This window comes from Herbaspirillum sp. 1130 (assembly GCF_017833835.1).
Classification (GTDB): Bacteria; Pseudomonadota; Gammaproteobacteria; order Burkholderiales; family Burkholderiaceae_D; genus Herbaspirillum; species Herbaspirillum huttiense.
The window spans coordinates 365607-382690 of record NZ_JAFICQ010000001.1 but is presented as its reverse complement, the minus strand read 5'-3'; the positions used below and the strand labels follow the sequence as shown (position 1 = coordinate 382690).

General features: G+C 65.2%; 13 protein-coding genes. All 13 read left to right on the top strand.

The window, feature by feature from the left end:
• Position 1: 1 nt before the first annotated feature.
• Positions 2-1759, top strand: a complete 1758-nt coding sequence (locus tag JOD78_RS01775) for a putative 2-aminoethylphosphonate ABC transporter permease subunit (RefSeq protein ID WP_209569026.1) — start codon at positions 2-4, stop codon at positions 1757-1759.
• An 81-nt stretch (positions 1760-1840) separates the two neighbouring features.
• The gene (locus tag JOD78_RS01770) at positions 1841-2872 is read left to right on the top strand and encodes a putative 2-aminoethylphosphonate ABC transporter substrate-binding protein (protein WP_039788217.1); all 1032 of its coding nucleotides are present in this window, start codon (positions 1841-1843) and stop codon (positions 2870-2872) included.
• A gap of 155 nt (positions 2873-3027) precedes the next feature.
• Positions 3028-4230 (top strand): TIGR03364 family FAD-dependent oxidoreductase, encoded by a 1203-nt coding sequence (locus tag JOD78_RS01765; protein WP_209569029.1) that lies wholly within the window; start codon positions 3028-3030, stop codon positions 4228-4230.
• Positions 4231-4799: 569 nt separating this feature from the next.
• Positions 4800-6461, top strand: a complete 1662-nt coding sequence (locus JOD78_RS01760) for an MFS transporter (protein WP_121040067.1) — start codon at positions 4800-4802, stop codon at positions 6459-6461.
• A gap of 347 nt (positions 6462-6808) precedes the next feature.
• Positions 6809-7453 carry a response regulator transcription factor gene (locus tag JOD78_RS01755; RefSeq protein WP_121040064.1) on the top strand — a complete coding sequence of 215 codons (645 nt, stop codon included), beginning with the start codon at positions 6809-6811 and terminating at the stop codon, positions 7451-7453.
• Between the two features lie 370 nt (positions 7454-7823).
• Positions 7824-9740 (top strand): methyl-accepting chemotaxis protein, encoded by a 1917-nt coding sequence (locus tag JOD78_RS01750; protein WP_209569031.1) that lies wholly within the window; start codon positions 7824-7826, stop codon positions 9738-9740.
• 46 nt (positions 9741-9786) lie between these two features.
• On the top strand, positions 9787-11400 hold the full coding sequence (locus JOD78_RS01745; RefSeq protein WP_209569033.1) for a chemotaxis protein CheW: 1614 nt from the start codon (positions 9787-9789) through the stop codon (positions 11398-11400).
• A gap of 33 nt (positions 11401-11433) precedes the next feature.
• A complete protein-coding gene (cheB, locus tag JOD78_RS01740) occupies positions 11434-12546 on the top strand; it encodes a chemotaxis-specific protein-glutamate methyltransferase CheB (RefSeq protein ID WP_209569035.1) in 1113 nt (370 codons plus the stop codon).
• Positions 12547-12574: 28 nt separating this feature from the next.
• Complete coding sequence (locus tag JOD78_RS01735) at positions 12575-13189, top strand: HEAT repeat domain-containing protein (RefSeq protein WP_121040053.1); 615 nt, start codon at positions 12575-12577, stop codon at positions 13187-13189.
• Positions 13189-14049 carry a protein-glutamate O-methyltransferase CheR gene (locus tag JOD78_RS01730; protein ID WP_209569037.1) on the top strand — a complete coding sequence of 287 codons (861 nt, stop codon included), beginning with the start codon at positions 13189-13191 and terminating at the stop codon, positions 14047-14049. The genes JOD78_RS01735 and JOD78_RS01730 overlap by 1 nt, the downstream gene beginning before the upstream one ends.
• On the top strand, positions 14046-14432 hold the full coding sequence (locus tag JOD78_RS01725; RefSeq protein WP_034309545.1) for a response regulator: 387 nt from the start codon (positions 14046-14048) through the stop codon (positions 14430-14432). The genes JOD78_RS01730 and JOD78_RS01725 overlap by 4 nt, the downstream gene beginning before the upstream one ends.
• On the top strand, positions 14429-16843 hold the full coding sequence (locus JOD78_RS01720; protein WP_209569039.1) for a chemotaxis protein CheA: 2415 nt from the start codon (positions 14429-14431) through the stop codon (positions 16841-16843). The genes JOD78_RS01725 and JOD78_RS01720 overlap by 4 nt, the downstream gene beginning before the upstream one ends.
• A complete protein-coding gene (locus tag JOD78_RS01715; protein WP_121040047.1) occupies positions 16840-17079 on the top strand; it encodes a hypothetical protein in 240 nt (79 codons plus the stop codon). Before JOD78_RS01720 ends, JOD78_RS01715 begins: the two co-directional genes overlap by 4 nt.
• Positions 17080-17084 lie beyond the last annotated feature (5 nt).

Below are 17084 nucleotides of genomic sequence, written 5' to 3'. Positions count from 1 at the left end.
CATGACGATGCAATCTTCCTTGCCGCCCACCTCCCCCATGCCTGCCCTGGCGCGCGATCGCACCCAAGCTGGCGCCCCAGCGGCGCGGCGTTCCCCGACCGACCGCAGCCAGCGGCTGCCGGGCGCGATGAAATGGATGCTGCTGGCCCTGCTCCTGCTGGGTCTGGGCGGACCGCTGCTGTTCATCCTGGCGCAAGCCGTGCTGACGCCCGAGGGCAACTGGGCGGGCAGCCAGCCCTTCGTGACCCTGTTCTCCAACATCAATTTCCTGCCCATGCTGGGGCGCAGCCTGTGGGTCTCTACAGTGACCGCCGTGGTGACGGTACCGCTGGCCTATGTGTTCGCCTACGCCCTGCAGCGCACCTGCATTCCCTTCAAAGGCCTGTGGCGTGGCATCGGCCTGCTGCCGCTGCTGGCACCGTCGTTGTTGCCCGGTATCGCGCTGATCTACCTGTTCGGCAACCAGGGGCTGTTCAAGGAGTGGATGGATGGCAGCATCTACGGCTTCTGGGGCATCCTGCTGGGTGAAGTGTTCTACACCTTCCCGCATGCCATGATGATCCTGCTGTCGGCGCTGTCGCAGGCCGATGGCCGGCTGTACGACGCGGCGCACGCCATGGGCGCCTCGCGCTGGCGCATCTTCACTACCGTCACCCTGCCGGCCACGCGTTACGGCATCTTCGGTGCACTGTGCCTGGTGTTCACGCTCACCATCACCGACTTCGGCGTACCCAAGATCACCGGCGGCGCCTACAGCGTGCTGGCCGTGGAAGCCTACAAGGCGGTGGTCGGCCAGCAGCAGTTCGGACGCGGTGCCCTGATCGGCTTGCTGCTGCTGGTGCCGGCCCTGCTGACCTTTGCGCTGGACGCCTGGCTGCAGCGGCGCCAGCGCGCCACCATGAGCAGCCGCTCCGAAGCTTACGTTCCCCGCCCCGACTGGCGCCGTGATGGCATCAACCTGCTGGCGGTGGCCCTGATTGCGGCCGCCATCCTGATGATGATCGTGGTGGCCATGGGGGCTTCTCTGGTCAAGCTGTGGCCCTACAACCTGCAACTGACGCTGCAGCACTACGACTTCGACAACATGGATGGCGGCGGCTGGCTGGCCTACTGGAACAGCCTGAAACTGGCCTGCGGCACCAGCGTGGCCGGGACCCTGGTCATCTTCACCGGTGCCTGGCTGATGGAAAAGACGCGTGGCCAGGCCTGGCTCGCCCCCCTGCTGCGCATGCTGAGTTTCCTGCCGATGGCCGTGCCCGGGCTGGTGCTGGGTCTGGGCAGCCTGCTGTTCTTCAACCATCCGTCCAATCCGTTCAATTTCCTCTACGGGACCATGACGCTGCTGGTGCTCTGCTCCATCGTGCACTTCTACACCACGGCCCATCTCACCGCCGTCACCGCGCTCAAGCAGCTCGATCCTGAATTCGAAGCGGCCTCGCTGTCGCTGAAGGTGCCTCTGCTGCAGACCTTCCTGCGCGTGACGGTGCCGCTGTGCCTGCCGCAGATGCTGGAGATCTTCCGCTACCTGTTCGTGTCCTCGATGACCACGGTGTCGGCGGTGATCTTCCTGTATCGCCCGGATACGGTACTGGCCTCGGTGGCGGTGTTGAACATGGACGACGCCGGCGATGTCGGCCCGGCGGCCGCCATGTCCACGCTGATCCTGCTGACCTCGGCTGCAGCCTCGCTCTTCATGCACCTGGCCGGCAGCCGCTGGCTGGCGCGGGCCCAGGCCTGGCGCCGTGGACGCGCGCATTGAGCCGGACCGGCAGCCCTACGATTTCTCCACCTTGCGTCCCCGACGCGTTTTCAACCCAGCCATTCACTGACGAAGGCCATCATGAAAAAAACCAAGCTGTTTTCCCTGTTCGCATCGGTGATCGGTGCCGGCCTGCTGTTCTCGGCCCAGGCCCACGCCGCTACCACGCTGACCGTCTACACCGCCCTCGAAGCCGACCAGATCAAGGCTTACCAGGCCGCGTTCCAGAAGGCCAACCCGGACATCGAGATCAAGTGGGTGCGCGACTCCACCGGCATCGTCACCGCCAAGCTGCTGGCCGAAAAAGCCAACCCGCAGGCTGACGTGATCTGGGGCCTGGCCGCCACCAGCCTGGCCCTGCTGGACAAGGAAGGCATGCTGACCCCGTACGCCCCGCAAGGCTTGTCAGCGATCGACGCCAAGTACCGCAGCGCCGCCAATCCGCCGGCCTGGGTCGGCATGGACGTGTGGGCCTCGGCCATCTGCTTCAACACCGTGGAAGCGCAAAAGCAGGGCCTGCCCAAGCCGACCTCCTGGGCCGACCTGACCAAGCCGGTCTATGCCGGCAAGATCGTCATGCCCAATCCGGCTTCCTCCGGCACCGGCTACCTGGATGTCTCGGCCTGGCTGCAGATGATGGGTGAAGAAAAAGGCTGGGCCTACATGGACGCCCTGCACAAGAACATCGGCCAATACACCCACTCCGGCTCGAAGCCCTGCAAACAGGCGGCCACCGGTGAATTCCCGATCGGCATCGCCTTCGAGTACCGTGCCGTCAAGACCAAGAAGGAAGGCGCACCGATCGACGTGATCCTGCCGTCCGAAGGCCTGGGCTGGGATATCGAAGCCACTGCCATCGTCAAGGGCACCAAGAACCTGGAAGCCGCCAAGAAACTGGCCGACTTCTCCGCCAGCAAGGAAGCCATGGCCCTGTATGAAAAGAACTTCGCCGTGGTCGCCATTCCTGGCGTGGCCAAGCCGGACGAGCTGCTGCCGGCCGACTATGAAAAGCGCCTGATCAAGAACGACTTCACCTGGGCCAGCACCAGCCGTGACCGCATCCTGACCGAGTGGAGCAAGCGTTACGAAAGCAAGTCGGAGAAGAAGCAGTAATCCCTGCACTTGCCCGCACTACCGCGCCGTCACGGGTCCAACAGCTTCGAGCTGTAGCGTGACGGCGCACGGAGAGGACCGCAGGACGCCGTCAGAGCGTCCCCGCACAAGACGCCGCACAACATCTCGCCACTGACTCCGATGGAGCACTTCTCATGAACAATTCCCTCTCAGAACACGATCCGCAGCACTTCGACCTGGCCGTGGTCGGCTCGGGCATCCTTGGCCTCGCCCACGCCTATGCCGCCGTCAAGCGCGGCCTCAAGGTGGCCGTCTTCGAACGCACCGGCACGCCGCTGGGCGCGTCCGTACGCAACTTCGGCATGGGCCTGGTGACCGGCCAGCCCCCCGGCATCATGCTCGACCTGGCCCGCGAAAGCCGCGCCCTCTGGCTGCACCTGGCCGCGCGCGCGCATTTCAGCGCCCGTGAAGCTGGCACCCTGCTGTTTGCCCGCAGCGAGGCCGAACACGACGTGCTGCTGGAATTCATGACCGTGCGTGCACGCCAGTACGACTACCGCGCCTCCCTGCTCGAAGGCGACAAGCTGGACGCGCTCTACAACGGCCGTTTCAGCCATCACCGCTCGGCCCTGCACGGCACCGAAGACCTGCAGCTGTATTCGCGCGAAGCCATGCCGGCCCTGGTGGCCTACCTGCATTCGCAGGGCGTGCATTTCCGTTTCAACACGCTGGTGCATGGCACCGCCGACGGCCGCCTCTCGACCACCGCCGGCGAATTCCGCGCCGAGCGCGTGGTGGTGTGCTCGGGCCACGATTACCTGACGCTCTTTGCCGACCGTCTGCAGCCGATGAACCTGAAGCAGTGCCGCCTGCAGATGCTGCGCCTGAAGACTGAAGAGGCGGTGCCGCTGACCCATGCCGTGCTGACCGGCCTGTCCTGCACCCACTACGGCGCTTTCTCGGACCTGCCGACCGCCCGCGCGGTGCACGCGGAGATCGAGGCGAACGCCCCGCTGCTGAACAAGCACGGCATTCACCTGCTGGTCAGCCCGACCCCGTATCAGGAGCTCATCGTCGGCGATTCGCACCATTACGGTACCGATTCGCCCCCGTTCAACAGTGAGGAAATCGATGAACTGCTGATCGGCCTGGTCGAACATACCCTGGCTTCGCGCGTGCAGGTGATCGAGCGCTGGCAAGGCGTCTACGGCAGCAAGGGACCGGGCCCGTTCTCGGCCCTGGCCATCGACGACCACACCTCGGTGGTGCTGATGCATACCGGCATCGGCATGAGCGTCGGCCTGGGCCTGGGCGAACGCGTGGTCAAGGCGCTGCTGGAGGGCGACAGCCTGCCCACACCGACAGCGCAAGCAACCCCGGCCACTGCGCTGGCCTGATCCCCGCACCTGAGCCGTGACAGGGCGGTGATGCCGTCCTGTCACCGCCGTCCCGTCTGCCGTCCCGCCCGGGAGCACCTGCCGCTGATCCGCATGCCTGGCACGATGCTTCACTTGCTCGCGCTGATTCCTGACAGAAAAATCTTTTTGACCGCGTTCCCCAAAAGGCGAGCCGCGCGCTGCGGCCGCTGCGCCGCAATATCTGTTACCACCCCGCAAGGCCTTGGCTGACGGGCTTTTTGCTGCTGCGTCGCAACCAGAAATCGACTTGCTGCGCTGTAAGCTTGTGTAAGTTTGGAGCAAGTCCTGCGTAAGTTTGGCGTCGCACACTCGCCGCATGGACAAGTGGGTCCTTACGCAAGCAATGCGAAGCCAATATCGCGGTTTGTGTCAGACGGGGAAGCGAGGGGTGTCGATGTTTCATGCTTTGCATGCTCTTCATGCTTTGTTCTCCGGTGCGTTCTTGCATAACGCCCCATTCGGCCATCTGTTGCATTGTTGCCCTGTTGCCCCGAGTACCTGGTTGCATTCCATGCAGTAGCACACTCATTAAAACCAAGGAGACAGACATGACCACAGCATCAGTCAATACGACTGCGCGCGGCATCACCCCGGAGGAGAAGAAAGTCATCTTCGCCTCTTCGCTAGGCACCGTTTTCGAATGGTATGACTTCTACCTGTACGGCTCGCTGGCGGCCATCATCGCCAAGCAGTTCTTTGCCGGCACCGACCCCAATACCGCGTTCATTTTCGCCCTGCTGGCCTTTGCTGCCGGTTTCATCGTGCGTCCCTTCGGCGCGCTGGTGTTCGGCCGCCTGGGTGACCTGGTCGGCCGCAAGTACACCTTCCTGGTGACCATCCTGATCATGGGGGCCTCGACCTTCATCGTCGGCGTGCTGCCCAACTACAACTCCATCGGCATCACTGCCCCGATCATCCTGATCATCCTGCGCATCCTGCAGGGTCTGGCGCTGGGTGGTGAATACGGCGGTGCCGCCACCTACGTGGCCGAGCACGCGCCGGAAGGCCGCCGCGGTGCCTTCACCGCGTGGATCCAGACCACGGCCACGATGGGCCTGTTCCTGTCGCTGCTGGTGATCCTGGGTGTGCGTACGGCCGTGGGTGAAGCCGCCTTCGCCGACTGGGGCTGGCGCATTCCCTTCCTGGTCTCCATCCTGCTGCTGGCCATCTCGGTGTGGATCCGCATGTCCATGAACGAGTCGCCGGCTTTCCTGAAGATGAAGGCTGAAGGCAAGACCTCCAAGGCCCCGCTGACCGAAGCCTTCGGCCAATGGAAGAACCTGAAGCTGGTGATCCTGGCGCTGGTCGGCCTGACCGCCGGTCAAGCCGTGGTGTGGTACACCGGCCAGTTCTACGCTCTGTTCTTCTTGACCCAGACCTTGAAGGTGGATGGCCCGACCGCCAACCTGCTGATCGCTGCAGCCCTGCTGCTGGCCACGCCCTTCTTCCTGTTCTTCGGATCGCTGTCGGACAAGATCGGCCGCAAGCCCATCATCCTGGGGGGCTGCCTGATCGCCGCCGTGACCTACTTCCCGATCTTCAACGGCCTGACCCACTTCGCCAACCCGGCGCTGGAAGCCGCCCTGCAAAAGTCGCCGGTGATCGTCACCGCTGACCCGGCCAGCTGCCAGTTCCAGTTCAACCCGACCGGCACCAAGAAGTTCACCTCGTCCTGCGACATCGTCAAGGCCAAGCTGTCGGCTGCCTCGGTGAACTACCAGAACGTGGCCGGCGCCCCGGGTTCGGTGGCCACCGTCAAGATCGGCGATCGCATCATCACCTCCTATGACGCGACCGGCCTGTCCAAGGAAGACGCTGCTGCCAAGGACAAGGAACTGTCCAAGGCACTTGCAGACGACATCAAGGCCGCCGGCTACCCGGCCAAGGCGGATCCGGAGCAGATCAACAAGCCCATGGTCCTGCTGCTGCTGTTCATCCTGGTGCTCTACGTGACCATGGTCTACGGCCCGATCGCCGCCTGCCTGGTCGAAATGTTCCCGACCCGCATCCGCTACACCTCCATGTCCATGCCTTACCACATCGGCAACGGCTGGTTCGGCGGCCTGCTGCCCACCACCTCCTTCGCACTGGTGGCCTTCAAGGGCGACATCTACTACGGCCTGTGGTATCCGATCGTGATCTCGCTGATCACCGTGGTGATCGGTCTGCTGTTCGTGAAGGAAACCGTGCGCAACAACATCCACGAGTAAGCTTCTCAATGACGTGCTCGCCGCCCGCCCCCCAAGGCAGGACGGCGCAGCGCAAAGCATTCCCGGACCGGGCGCAATCATGATTGCGCCCGGTTTTTTCATGGGTGAGGCGTAACAGCCAAGAACGGGCGTGCTGAACGTGAACAGAATGACCAGATCATCTTCATCAAAAATCATACTTCTGATGAATTTGCACTTATTCGCTATATTTGATTGAAATGATTAAGAAAAACCGGTAAATTCACCGCTGAGAACAGGCATCCCGAGACCGCTGCGCGTGCCCTGCGCTGTCGCCGGCACACTGAGGAGGGTTGCCACATCAACTTGCTCAGTGGGGGATCCTGAACATGAATATAGTCCTGGTGGACGACCAGATCATGATGCGCGCGGGCCTGCGTTGCCTGATCGAGAAGCTGGAAGGCCAACAAGTCATTGGCGAAGTGGAAGCCGGACCGGTGGCCTTGCATGTGATCCAGAGCGTGGCGCCGGACGCGGTCATCATCGATATCTCCACCGACACCCGCAAGGGACTGGCCCTGCTGGCCGACATCTGCAGCAAATGCCCTGCCAGCCGCGTGGTGATCGTCGGCAACCAGCCCGATGCCGAGCTGCTGGCCGAGGTGATGCGCATGGGGGTAGCGGCCTATCTGCTCAAGCAATCCAATCCCGCTGAACTCGATATCGCCTTGCAGGCCGTCGCCCGCAACGAGTGCTACCTGACCCCGGCTGTAGCCAAGTCCATGATCAGCCACTGCCTCTACACGGGGCCCGCCCGGCAGACCCAGGCCGATCCGCTTACGCCGCGCCAGCACCAGATCCTGGCCATGATCGCCCATCGCAAGACGACCAAGGAAATCGCCTACGAACTGGACCTGAGCGAAAAGACCATCGCGGCCCACCGCGCCCAGATCATGGACCGCATCGGCGTACGCGACGTGGTCGGACTGGTCTTGTGGGCCGTCAAGAACAACCTGGTGGAACGGCAGACCTGAACCTTCCTTCAGCTGCTGCTGCAGTCGTTTTTCCTGATCCATTCGCGCAACTTCCCGCGCCCTCTCTGTCCCCGTTCCTGCCACCCGGCACGCCAGTGCGGCGACTTTCCACCCCATCCTTTGTACGGAACAGCGCCCGCTGACCGCGGCACGCGTGCTTTCGCGCTTGCCTTGCGCAAAGCGCGGTCCTGCGCACATGGCCAAGGCGTCAACACGGCCCTAGGCAAGCGCAACCGGGCTGCTCGGTTTGCCTAGGACATTTCCTATGTATCTCCTAGGACCAGAACCGATTCCGCCCGGCAATATTGCCGCCTACCATTTCTCCTGCAAGACCGTCCGTTTGAGCACAACTTTTTTCCAGGAGGCGCACATGGCGCTCGTCAAGACTATCCAGAACTCCAACTATGAGGGCACAACCGACCAGCGTGCGGCCGCCTCGACGTCGCGCCAGGCCGATGCCCTGCGCAAGAAGGCACGCACCCTGGCCAAGCAGCAGCAGGCCGCCGAGCGCATCGCCGCCGCCACCGCCGAACTCAGCGCCGGCATCTCGGAGGCTTCTGCCGCCACAGAAGAACTGAAAAGCGCCTCCGACCAGATTGCGAGCGGCGCCGAGCAAGCCTCCAGCGCCGCTCAGGAGTCGCTGGCCGCCTTCCGCCAGGTCGAGCAGGCCATCGGCCGCCAGTTGCAGAATGCCGATCAAAGCCAGGCCCGCATGCTGGCCGTGCAGAACCAGGTCACCCGCACCAGCGGCGATATCGCCACCCTGGTCACCAACGTGGGCATCGCCGCCCAGCGCCAGTCCAGCTCGGTGGCCATGGTGGCCGAACTGGAAAAGCAGGCCGCCAACATCGGCGACATCGTCAAGGCCGTGGCCCGCATCGCCGACCAGACCAACCTGCTGGCCCTGAACGCGGCCATCGAAGCGGCCCGCGCCGGACAGCATGGCAAGGGCTTTGCGGTGGTGGCCGACGAGGTGCGCACCCTGGCCGAGACCTCGGAAAAAAGCGCCAAGCAGATCCAGGAACTGGTCGGCCAGATCCAGCGTGAAGTCAAGGCCGTGGTCGAAGGTATCGGCGCGGCCGCCACCACTGTCCTGGGCGAGGTCGAAAGCGGCAAGATGATCAGCGCCCAGCTGGAGAACATCCGCCGCGATGCCCAGGTGATCGTCGCCGGCGTGCAAGAGATTGCCGTAGGCGCCCAGCAGTCGGTCGCCGCGACCAAGCAGGCGCTTGATGGCGCCCAGGAAATCGCCGCTGCCGCCGAAGAACAATCGGCCGCTGCCGTCGAATCCGCCAAGACCGTGGCCGAGCAAGGCCAGGCATTGTCGGAAGCAGAAACCACCTCGCAAGCGCTCTCGGAACTGTCCGAAGACCTCAAGAACTCCACCGATGTGGCCAAGAGTGCCGAAGAAGTCGCCGCCAGTGCCGAAGAACTCTCGGCGGCCGTACAGGAAATCAGCCGCGCCAGCGCCCAGATCATGTCGGCCATCGAACAGATCCGCAAAGGTACGCAGGTGCAATCAGTGGCCACCGAAGAATCGGCCACGGCCATCGAACAGATCTCACGCGGCCTGCAGGTGGCACAAGCACGCGCCGGCACCAGCGGCGAACGCGCCACCGCGATCCGGACGCTGCTGGGCGAGAACAAGAAGGCCGTCGATTCGCTCATCGCCGGCATCGCCAATTCGGTGGACGCCTCACGCGCCTCGATCCGCCAGATCAAGGACCTGGCCCTGGTCTCGCGCCGCATCGACAAGATCGTCGATGCCATCACCACCGTCTCCATCCAGACCAACATGCTGGCCGTGAACGGCTCCATCGAAGCGGCCCGCGCCGGCGAGTTCGGCAAGGGCTTCGTGGTGGTCGCGACAGACATCCGCAACCTGGCCCACGACTCGGCCGGCAATGCCGACAACATCAAGGATCTGGTCAAAGCAGTGCAGGACCAGATCGCCGTGGTCGAACGCGACCTGGAAGAAATTGCCGACGCTGCCATCGGTGAAGCCGAAAAAGCCAAGGCCATCACCAGCGCCCTGGTCAGCATCGAAAGCGATGTGGCCGCCGTGGAGCAAGGCACGCAGGAAATCCTGTCGGCTGCCAGCGAGGTGGCTGCGGCCATCGTGCAGGTGCGCACCGGCACCGAGCAGATTGCCGCCGCCGCCCAGGAAGCCGACCGTGCCGCCACCGAAGCTGCTGCCGCCGCGCGCCAGCAGTCCCAGGGGGCCGAGCAACTGGCCGCCGCCGTCGAGGAAGTGGCCTCGCTGGCCGATGAGCTGCAAAGCACCTGACTCGCTGCTCCAGTGAACCCGTGGACCCGAGAAAGGCACACACAACATGAATGACGCATCCCTCATCGAGCGCGAGACGGCCCCGGCCGCCGTCGCGCCCGTACCCGGCGCAGCGACGCCGCCGGCCTACTCCGGCACAGCCGACGACGACCTGCCCCCGCCCACCACCGGCGACACCGAACTGCGCCAGTTCGTCACCTTCACGGTGGGCGACGAGGTCTTTGGCGTGGACATGGCACCGGTACAGGAAATCATCCGCGTGCCGGAAGTAGTGCACGTGCCGCTGGCCCCGCAGGCCCTCCTGGGCCTGGCCAACCTGCGCGGCAAGGTGCTGCCCATCGTCAGCCTGAGCCGCATCTTCGGGCTGCCGGACCGGCCGGCCGACGATGCCAGCCGTGCCGTGGTGATCGACCTGGGCCAGCCGCTGGGTTTCGTGGTGGATCACGTGGCCAGCGTGGTCGGCGTGGACCTGCGCCAGATCGAAGACGTGGCCTGCATCGCCTCCTCGGTGCGCACCGAGCTGCTGTCCGGACTGATCAAGGACGTCGGCGGCCACCCCATGATCATGGTGCTGGATTTCGCCCGGCTGGTGGCGGCCGAATTTGCCGAAGCCGCTACCGGCACGCGCGCCGGACAGACTGCCATGGATGGCGGCAGCACCGAAGACGTGCAGGCCCAGGGTGGCGACGAACTGCAACTGGTCAGCTTCATGGTGGCCGGCCAGGAATATGCGGTAGCCATCGAAGACGTACAGGAAATCGTGCAGATGCCGCAGACCATCGTGCAGGTGCCGCATGCGGAGCCGCACGTGCTGGGCATCATGACCCTGCGCAACCGGCTCTTGCCGCTGGTGTCGCTGCGCCACATGTTCGGCTTGCCGCCGCACCAGCAGGACCACAGCAGCCGCATCGCCGTGGTTGCCCCGGCGGCCGGGGACTCGGCAGGCGCCGTGGGAGTGGTCATCGATACCGTCAACGAAGTGCTGCGGGTGCCGCTCAACACCGTGGAAGCGGTCCCCACGCTGCTGGCGCGCGACCAGGGGATGGCCGACATCGCCCGCATCTGCCGGCTGGACAACGGAAAGCGGCTGGTGTCGGTGATCGATGCCGTGAGCTTGCTGCGCCAGCCGGCCATCGAAACCTTGCTGGAGGACAACGAGGTGAACCAGAACAAGCAGCCCGAAACCCGCAGCGACGATGAGGAACAGGTCGTGGTGTTCCGCTTCGGCGAGGAGGAATTCGGCGTGCCCATCGACAGCGTGCAGGAGATCGTGCGCGTGCCGGAGCAACTGACCCACGTGCCGCGCGCCCCGACATTTGTGGAAGGCGTCATCAACCTGCGCGGCGCCGTGCTGCCGGTGATCGACCTGCGCATGCGGCTGGGCCTGCCACGGGTGGAACGCAGTGACCGCCAGCGCATCATGGTGTTCCTGATCGACCAGGTGTGCACCGGCTTCATCGTCGATTCGGTGGCCGAGGTCCTCAAAATCGAACGCCGCGCCATCGGGCCCGCGCCTTCGCTGTCGAGCCAGCAGGTGCGCCTGCTCTCGCGCATGGCCAACATCGAGAAACAGAAACGCATGATCCAGCTGGTGGAACCGCGCTACCTGGTGGAAGGCGAAGAGCTGGCCCTGCTGGCCGGCATGAGACAAGCCGCGTAAGCCTACGCACGAGAAAGGACAGGAGAGAGAAGGATGAAGCTGCTCATCGTCGACGATTCAGCCCTCATGCGCAAGCAACTGGGCGAGCTCTTCGAGCAGGCCGGTGGCTTTGCGGTGGCCTTTGCCCGCAATGGCCGCGAAGCCGTCAGCATGAACCTGGAATTCGCGCCCGATGTCGTCACCCTCGACATCAACATGCCCGAACTCGATGGTCTCTCGGCGCTGGCGGAGATGATGCTGCAACGTCCGGTGCCGGTGATCATGCTTTCCTCCCTGACGGCCCAGGGGGCGCTGGCGACCTTCGAAGCCCTGGCCCTGGGGGCGGTGGATTACGTAGCCAAGCCGGGCGGCACCATCAGCCTGGGCATCGATGCGCTGCGCACCGAACTGGTGGCCAAGGTACGGGGCGCCGCCAAGGCCAAGGTGCGCGGGCCCGACGCAGCACCGCCGGCCACGTCGCCGCGCACCGCTGCCCGCCCCCGTAGCGCCGCTCGGCCAGCCGATCCTGCCGGACCAGCGACGGCGGCCCCGACTGCTACCCTCTCCGCGCCGCTGGATGCCCGCCGGCCGGGGGTGGTGGTCATCGGAGTCTCCACCGGCGGCCCGCGCACGCTGGAGCGCATCCTGCCGCAGTTGCCGGCGCACTTCCCCTGGCCGGTGGTGGTGGCGCAGCACATGCCGACCAGTTTTACCGCGCCCTTCGCCGAGCGCCTGGGCCGGCTATGCGCCCTGCGTGTGGTCGAGGCGGCGCAGCCCATGCCGCTGGAAGCGGGCACGGTGTATGTCTGCAAGGGCGGTGCCGACAGCATTTTCACCACGCGCAACGGCCGTCCCACGCTGGTCAGCCGCCCGCCCGACGCAACCCAGCTGTGGCATCCCTCGGTCCAGTTACTGGGGGCCAGCGCCCTGCAGCTGTATCCGCCCCAGGCCATCGTGGGCGTCATGCTCACCGGCATGGGCAGCGATGGTGCCGAGGCCTATACCGAGATCCGGCAAGCCGGCGGACGCACCATCGCCGAAAGCGAACAATCCGCCGTGGTCTTCGGCATGCCGGCCGAACTGATCCGCCGTGGCGGCGCCAGCAGCGTACTGCCGGCCGAACGGATTGCAGGCCAGCTGATCCAGTGGCTGTGTCCCCTCAACTGATACGAATCACACCGATACGGAACCCATCATGCCCTTGAACAAGTCCACAGGAATGTCCAGCGCCAGTATCCCGGAAGTGGCCCGCGCCACGGCCCTGGCCAGCCTGCAGGCGGCGGACCCGGCATTGCGCCGCAGTGCGGCCCAGACCCTGGCCGGACAGCCGGAGGCGGTACCGGTCATCCTCGATGCCCTGGAACGCGAATCGAGCCTGGCCGTGCGCACGGCCCTGCTCGATTCACTGGCGGCCACGCCCGGCGACGAGGCCGTGCAAGCCCTGGCCGGCTGCCTGCGCAGCGAAGACGCCTGGCTGCGCAACGCCGCCATCGACCTGCTGCGCGGCATGCCCGAGCAGGTGGCTCCCGTGATCGCGCACATGCTCATTGATCCGGAAACCGATATCCGCATCCTGGCCGTGGGCATCCTCGACACGCTGCGCCATGCGCGGGTGGAGGACTGGCTGCTGCAACTGATCGATGCCGAGACCGATGTCAACGTCTGCGGCGCTGCACTGGAAGTGCTGACCACCATCGGCACGCCAGCGGCCATCGGACCGGTGACCACGCTCATGCGCCGCTTTGCCGACGAGCCCTACATCACGTTTGCCGGGCGCCTGCTGCTGAACCGGCTTGGACGGGGCGCGTAATGAATGTTTCTGCAGAAGCCCCCACCAGCAGCATCAGCGCCGAAGACTTCGAGCGCTTCCGTGAATATTTTTACCGCCGCAGCGGCATCCACTTCGAATCGACCAAACGCTACTTCGTCGACAAGCGCCTCATCGACCGCATCCAGGCAGCAGGCTGTGCCGACTTTCGCGAGTACTTCTCGCTGCTGCGCTTCGAGACCTCGGGCCGCGAATGGCAGCGCCTGGTCAACGAGATGACGGTCAACGAGACCTACTTCATGCGCGAGCACTACCAGTTCGACTGCATGGTGCAGTCGATGCTGCCCGAGCTGGTGGCGCTCAAGCCGCGCGGCGAACCGATGCGCATCTGGATCATGCCGTCGTCTTCCGGCGAGGAAGCCTACACGGTGGCCATGTACCTGCTGGAACGCTGGCCGGAACTGGCACGCTGGGATGTGGAGATCGTCTCCTCGGATATCGACACCCGCATCCTGGCCCAGGCCGAGGCCGGCCTCTATTCGCCGCGTGCCGTGCACCAGCTGCCGGCCGCCTGGCTGCAGAAGTATTTCACCCGCGAGGGGGAAAACTGGCGCATCAACCGCAGCCTGCGCGAGGTCGTGGCCTTTACCCGCGTGAACCTGAACGAACGCGCCGAAGTGGCGGCCTACCGCAACTACGACCTGGTGTTCTGCCGCAACCTGCTGATCTACTTCGACGACGCCTCGCGCCGCCGTGCCGCCGAAGCCTTCTATGACGTATTACGCCCGGGCGGTTTCATCTGCCTGGGCCACTCGGAGTCGATGAGCCGCATCTCATCGCTGTTTGCGATCCGCAAGTTTGCACAAGCGATCGTCTACCAGAAGCCATTGGAGCAAGCATGAAACATATCCTCATCGTGGACGATGCTGCCACCGTCCGTCTGTATGAACGGGCCATCTTCGAGGACGCCGGCTATACCGTGCGCGAAGCCAGCAACGGGTTGGAGGCGCTGGAGACGGCGCTGGCCGCCTGCGCCGAAGGCCAGCAGCCCTTCGACCTGTACGTGGTCGATGTCAACATGCCGCAAATGGATGGCTACTCTTTCCTGCGCGCCCTGCGCCAGCACGACATCCCCCAGGCACCGGCCATCATGGTCAGTACCGAAGCCCAGGAATGCGATCGCCGCAAGGCCTTCGAGGCCGGCGCCAATCTCTACATCGTCAAGCCGGCGCGCCCCGTGCCGCTGCTGCGCAACGTGAAACTGATGCTGGGAGAAACGCAATGACGACCGCCTTCTCCCCCCTGCTGCTGCAATTCATGCAGGAGTCGCGCGACGGCCTGCAGGAGATCGCCAGCCGCCTGCTGGCCCTGGAACGCCAGCCGGCCGATCCTGAATTGATGGAGTCCCTGTTCCGGGTGGTGCATACGCTCAAGGGCAACTGCGGACTGTTCGAGTTTCCCGAGATGTTCCGGGTGCTGCATGCGGCCGAAGACTTGATGAGTGCGGTGCGCGACGGCCAGGTCGCCTATGACCGCGAGATGGCCGACCTGCTGCTGGAAGCCATGGATTTCGTGGTACGCCAGTTCGACGACATCGAACTGGCCGGCCAGCCGGACCCGGCCCAGGCTGCCCCGTGCGCGGAACTGGTGGCCCGCCTGCGCCAGCGCTGCGGGATGCAGCTGGCCCAGGGCGGTGGCCAGGATGCCCACCAGGCGAGCCAGCGCGCGGCTGAAGAAGCCGCCCGCAGCCGCATGGCCGAGGCCCTGGGCCGGGTGCCGGCCAGCCTGCGGATGGCGTGGGCGGATGCCGCCCGCAATGGCGAGACCTTGCTGTGGGTGGAATACACGCCGGAACCGGAATGCTTCTTCAAAGGCGAGGATCCGCTGCGCCTGGCCGCGCAGATGCCGGGCGTGCTGTGGCGCCGGGTCCTGCCCGGCAGCGCCTGGCCGGCCCTGGCCGAGCTGGACGCCTATCGGGCCAACCTGGTATTCCAGGCAGTAACGACAGCCGACCGCAGCCTGCTGGATGATCATTTCCGCTACGTGCCGGGACAGTTCTGGATCACCGCCCTGCCGGCAGCGGCCATCGAAGTCAAGGACCAGACCCGGGCCAACGATGCGCTGATGATCGTGCAAACCCAGAACGATGCACTGTGGGCGCTAGAAGGCGCGCCCTGGGTCCCTGGCCATCTGAAAGCGGCCGTGACGACCATCGCCAATTGCATGCGCGCCATCGGACGCCTGGATGTCTTGCCGGCACTGGAAGCCTGCGCCGAGGAAGCCCTTGCGCTGTCTGGCGTGGCGCCGGTGGTGGCCTGGATCGAGCAGCATGCGCAAGTGCAGTCGGTGGCCGAGATGAGCGCAGACGCTGATGTACAAGAAGAAATGATCGCGGCAGAGATCGCCGCACCGGCCGCAGTGGCAGCGGCTGCCGCCCCGGCGACGGCGGCAATGGCGCCCGCCACTGCCGAGGGAGAGGCTCCCGTCAATTTCGGACGCCGTGCCGAGGACAGCAATGGCGCGCGGGTCCTGAAGGTGGAACAGGAAAAAGTGGACCGCCTCATGAACCTGATCGGCGAGATGGTGGTGGCCCGCAACGGCCTGCCCTACCTGGCCTCCCGTGCCGAGAACCAGTACGGCGAGCGCGAGCTGGGCCGCGATATCCGGGCCCAGCATGCGGTCATCAACCGCATCGTCGAGGAAATGCAGGATGCCATCATGCAGGTGCGCATGATGCCGGTGTCCTTCGTGTTCCAGCGCTTCCCGCGCCTGGTGCGCGACATCGCACGCAAGCTGGGCAAGGAGGTGCAACTGCTGCTCGAAGGCGAGACCACCGAGGCCGACAAGAACGTCATCGAGGCCTTGGCCGACCCCTTGGTTCACCTGGTGCGCAATGCGCTGGACCACGGCATGGAAACGCCCGAAGAACGCCGCGCCGCCGGCAAGCCGGCCACCGGCAAGCTGGTCATGAGCGCACGCCAGGAAGCTGATTGCGTGGTCATCGAGATCGCCGACGACGGGCGCGGCATCGACCCCGCCGTGATCCGGCGCAAGGCCTATGCGCGCGGCCTGGTGGATGAAGCGGCACTGGAAAGGATGAGCGACCGCGAGGCCGTGAACCTGGTGTTCCTGCCCGGCTTCTCCACGGCCGAGGCCGTCACCGATCTCTCCGGGCGCGGCGTGGGCATGGATGCGGTCCGCACCGCCATCGAACGCCTGCACGGCAGCGTGCAGCTGGAAAGCAAAGCCGGCCAGGGCACCCGCCTGCAACTGTCGCTGCCGCTGTCGATGGCGGTGACCAACGTGATGATCGTGCAGTCCGGCGGCGTGCAGTACGGCCTGCCGATGGAAGCGGTGGTGGAAACGGTGCGCGTCCCGGCCGCCGACGTACACCGCATCAAGCAGCACAATGCCGCCGTCCTGCGCGGGCGCATCGTGCCGCTGCTGGAACTGAACAGCCTGCTCGGGCTGGACACCCCGCAGCGCTGCAACGAGCACGACGAATGGGCGACCCTGATCCTGCGCGTGCACGGGCAGTACCTGGGATTGGTGATCGATGACTTCCGGGAGGTGGTGGAAGTGATTCTCAAGCCGCTCTCGGGCGTGCTCGCCGGCCTCACGGCCTATGCCGGATCGGCCCTGCTGGGCGACGGCTCGGTACTGATGGTCATCAACCCCAAGGAGCTGCTGAAATGACGATCGAATTCAAGGACGACACCCTGCACTGTGCGGGCGTACTGGCCGTGGAGGATGCCGAGGCCCTGCTGGCCCTGGTGGCCGGCCATCCGGCGGCCGCGGTGGACCTCTCTGCCTGCGAGCATGTGCATACGGCCTGCCTGCAGGTCTTGATGGCGAGTGCCGCCAGCATCAGCGCCTGGCCGGGCGCGCCGGAACTCAGCGAATGGCTGCGCGCGGCTCTGCCGCAGCACTGAGGCCG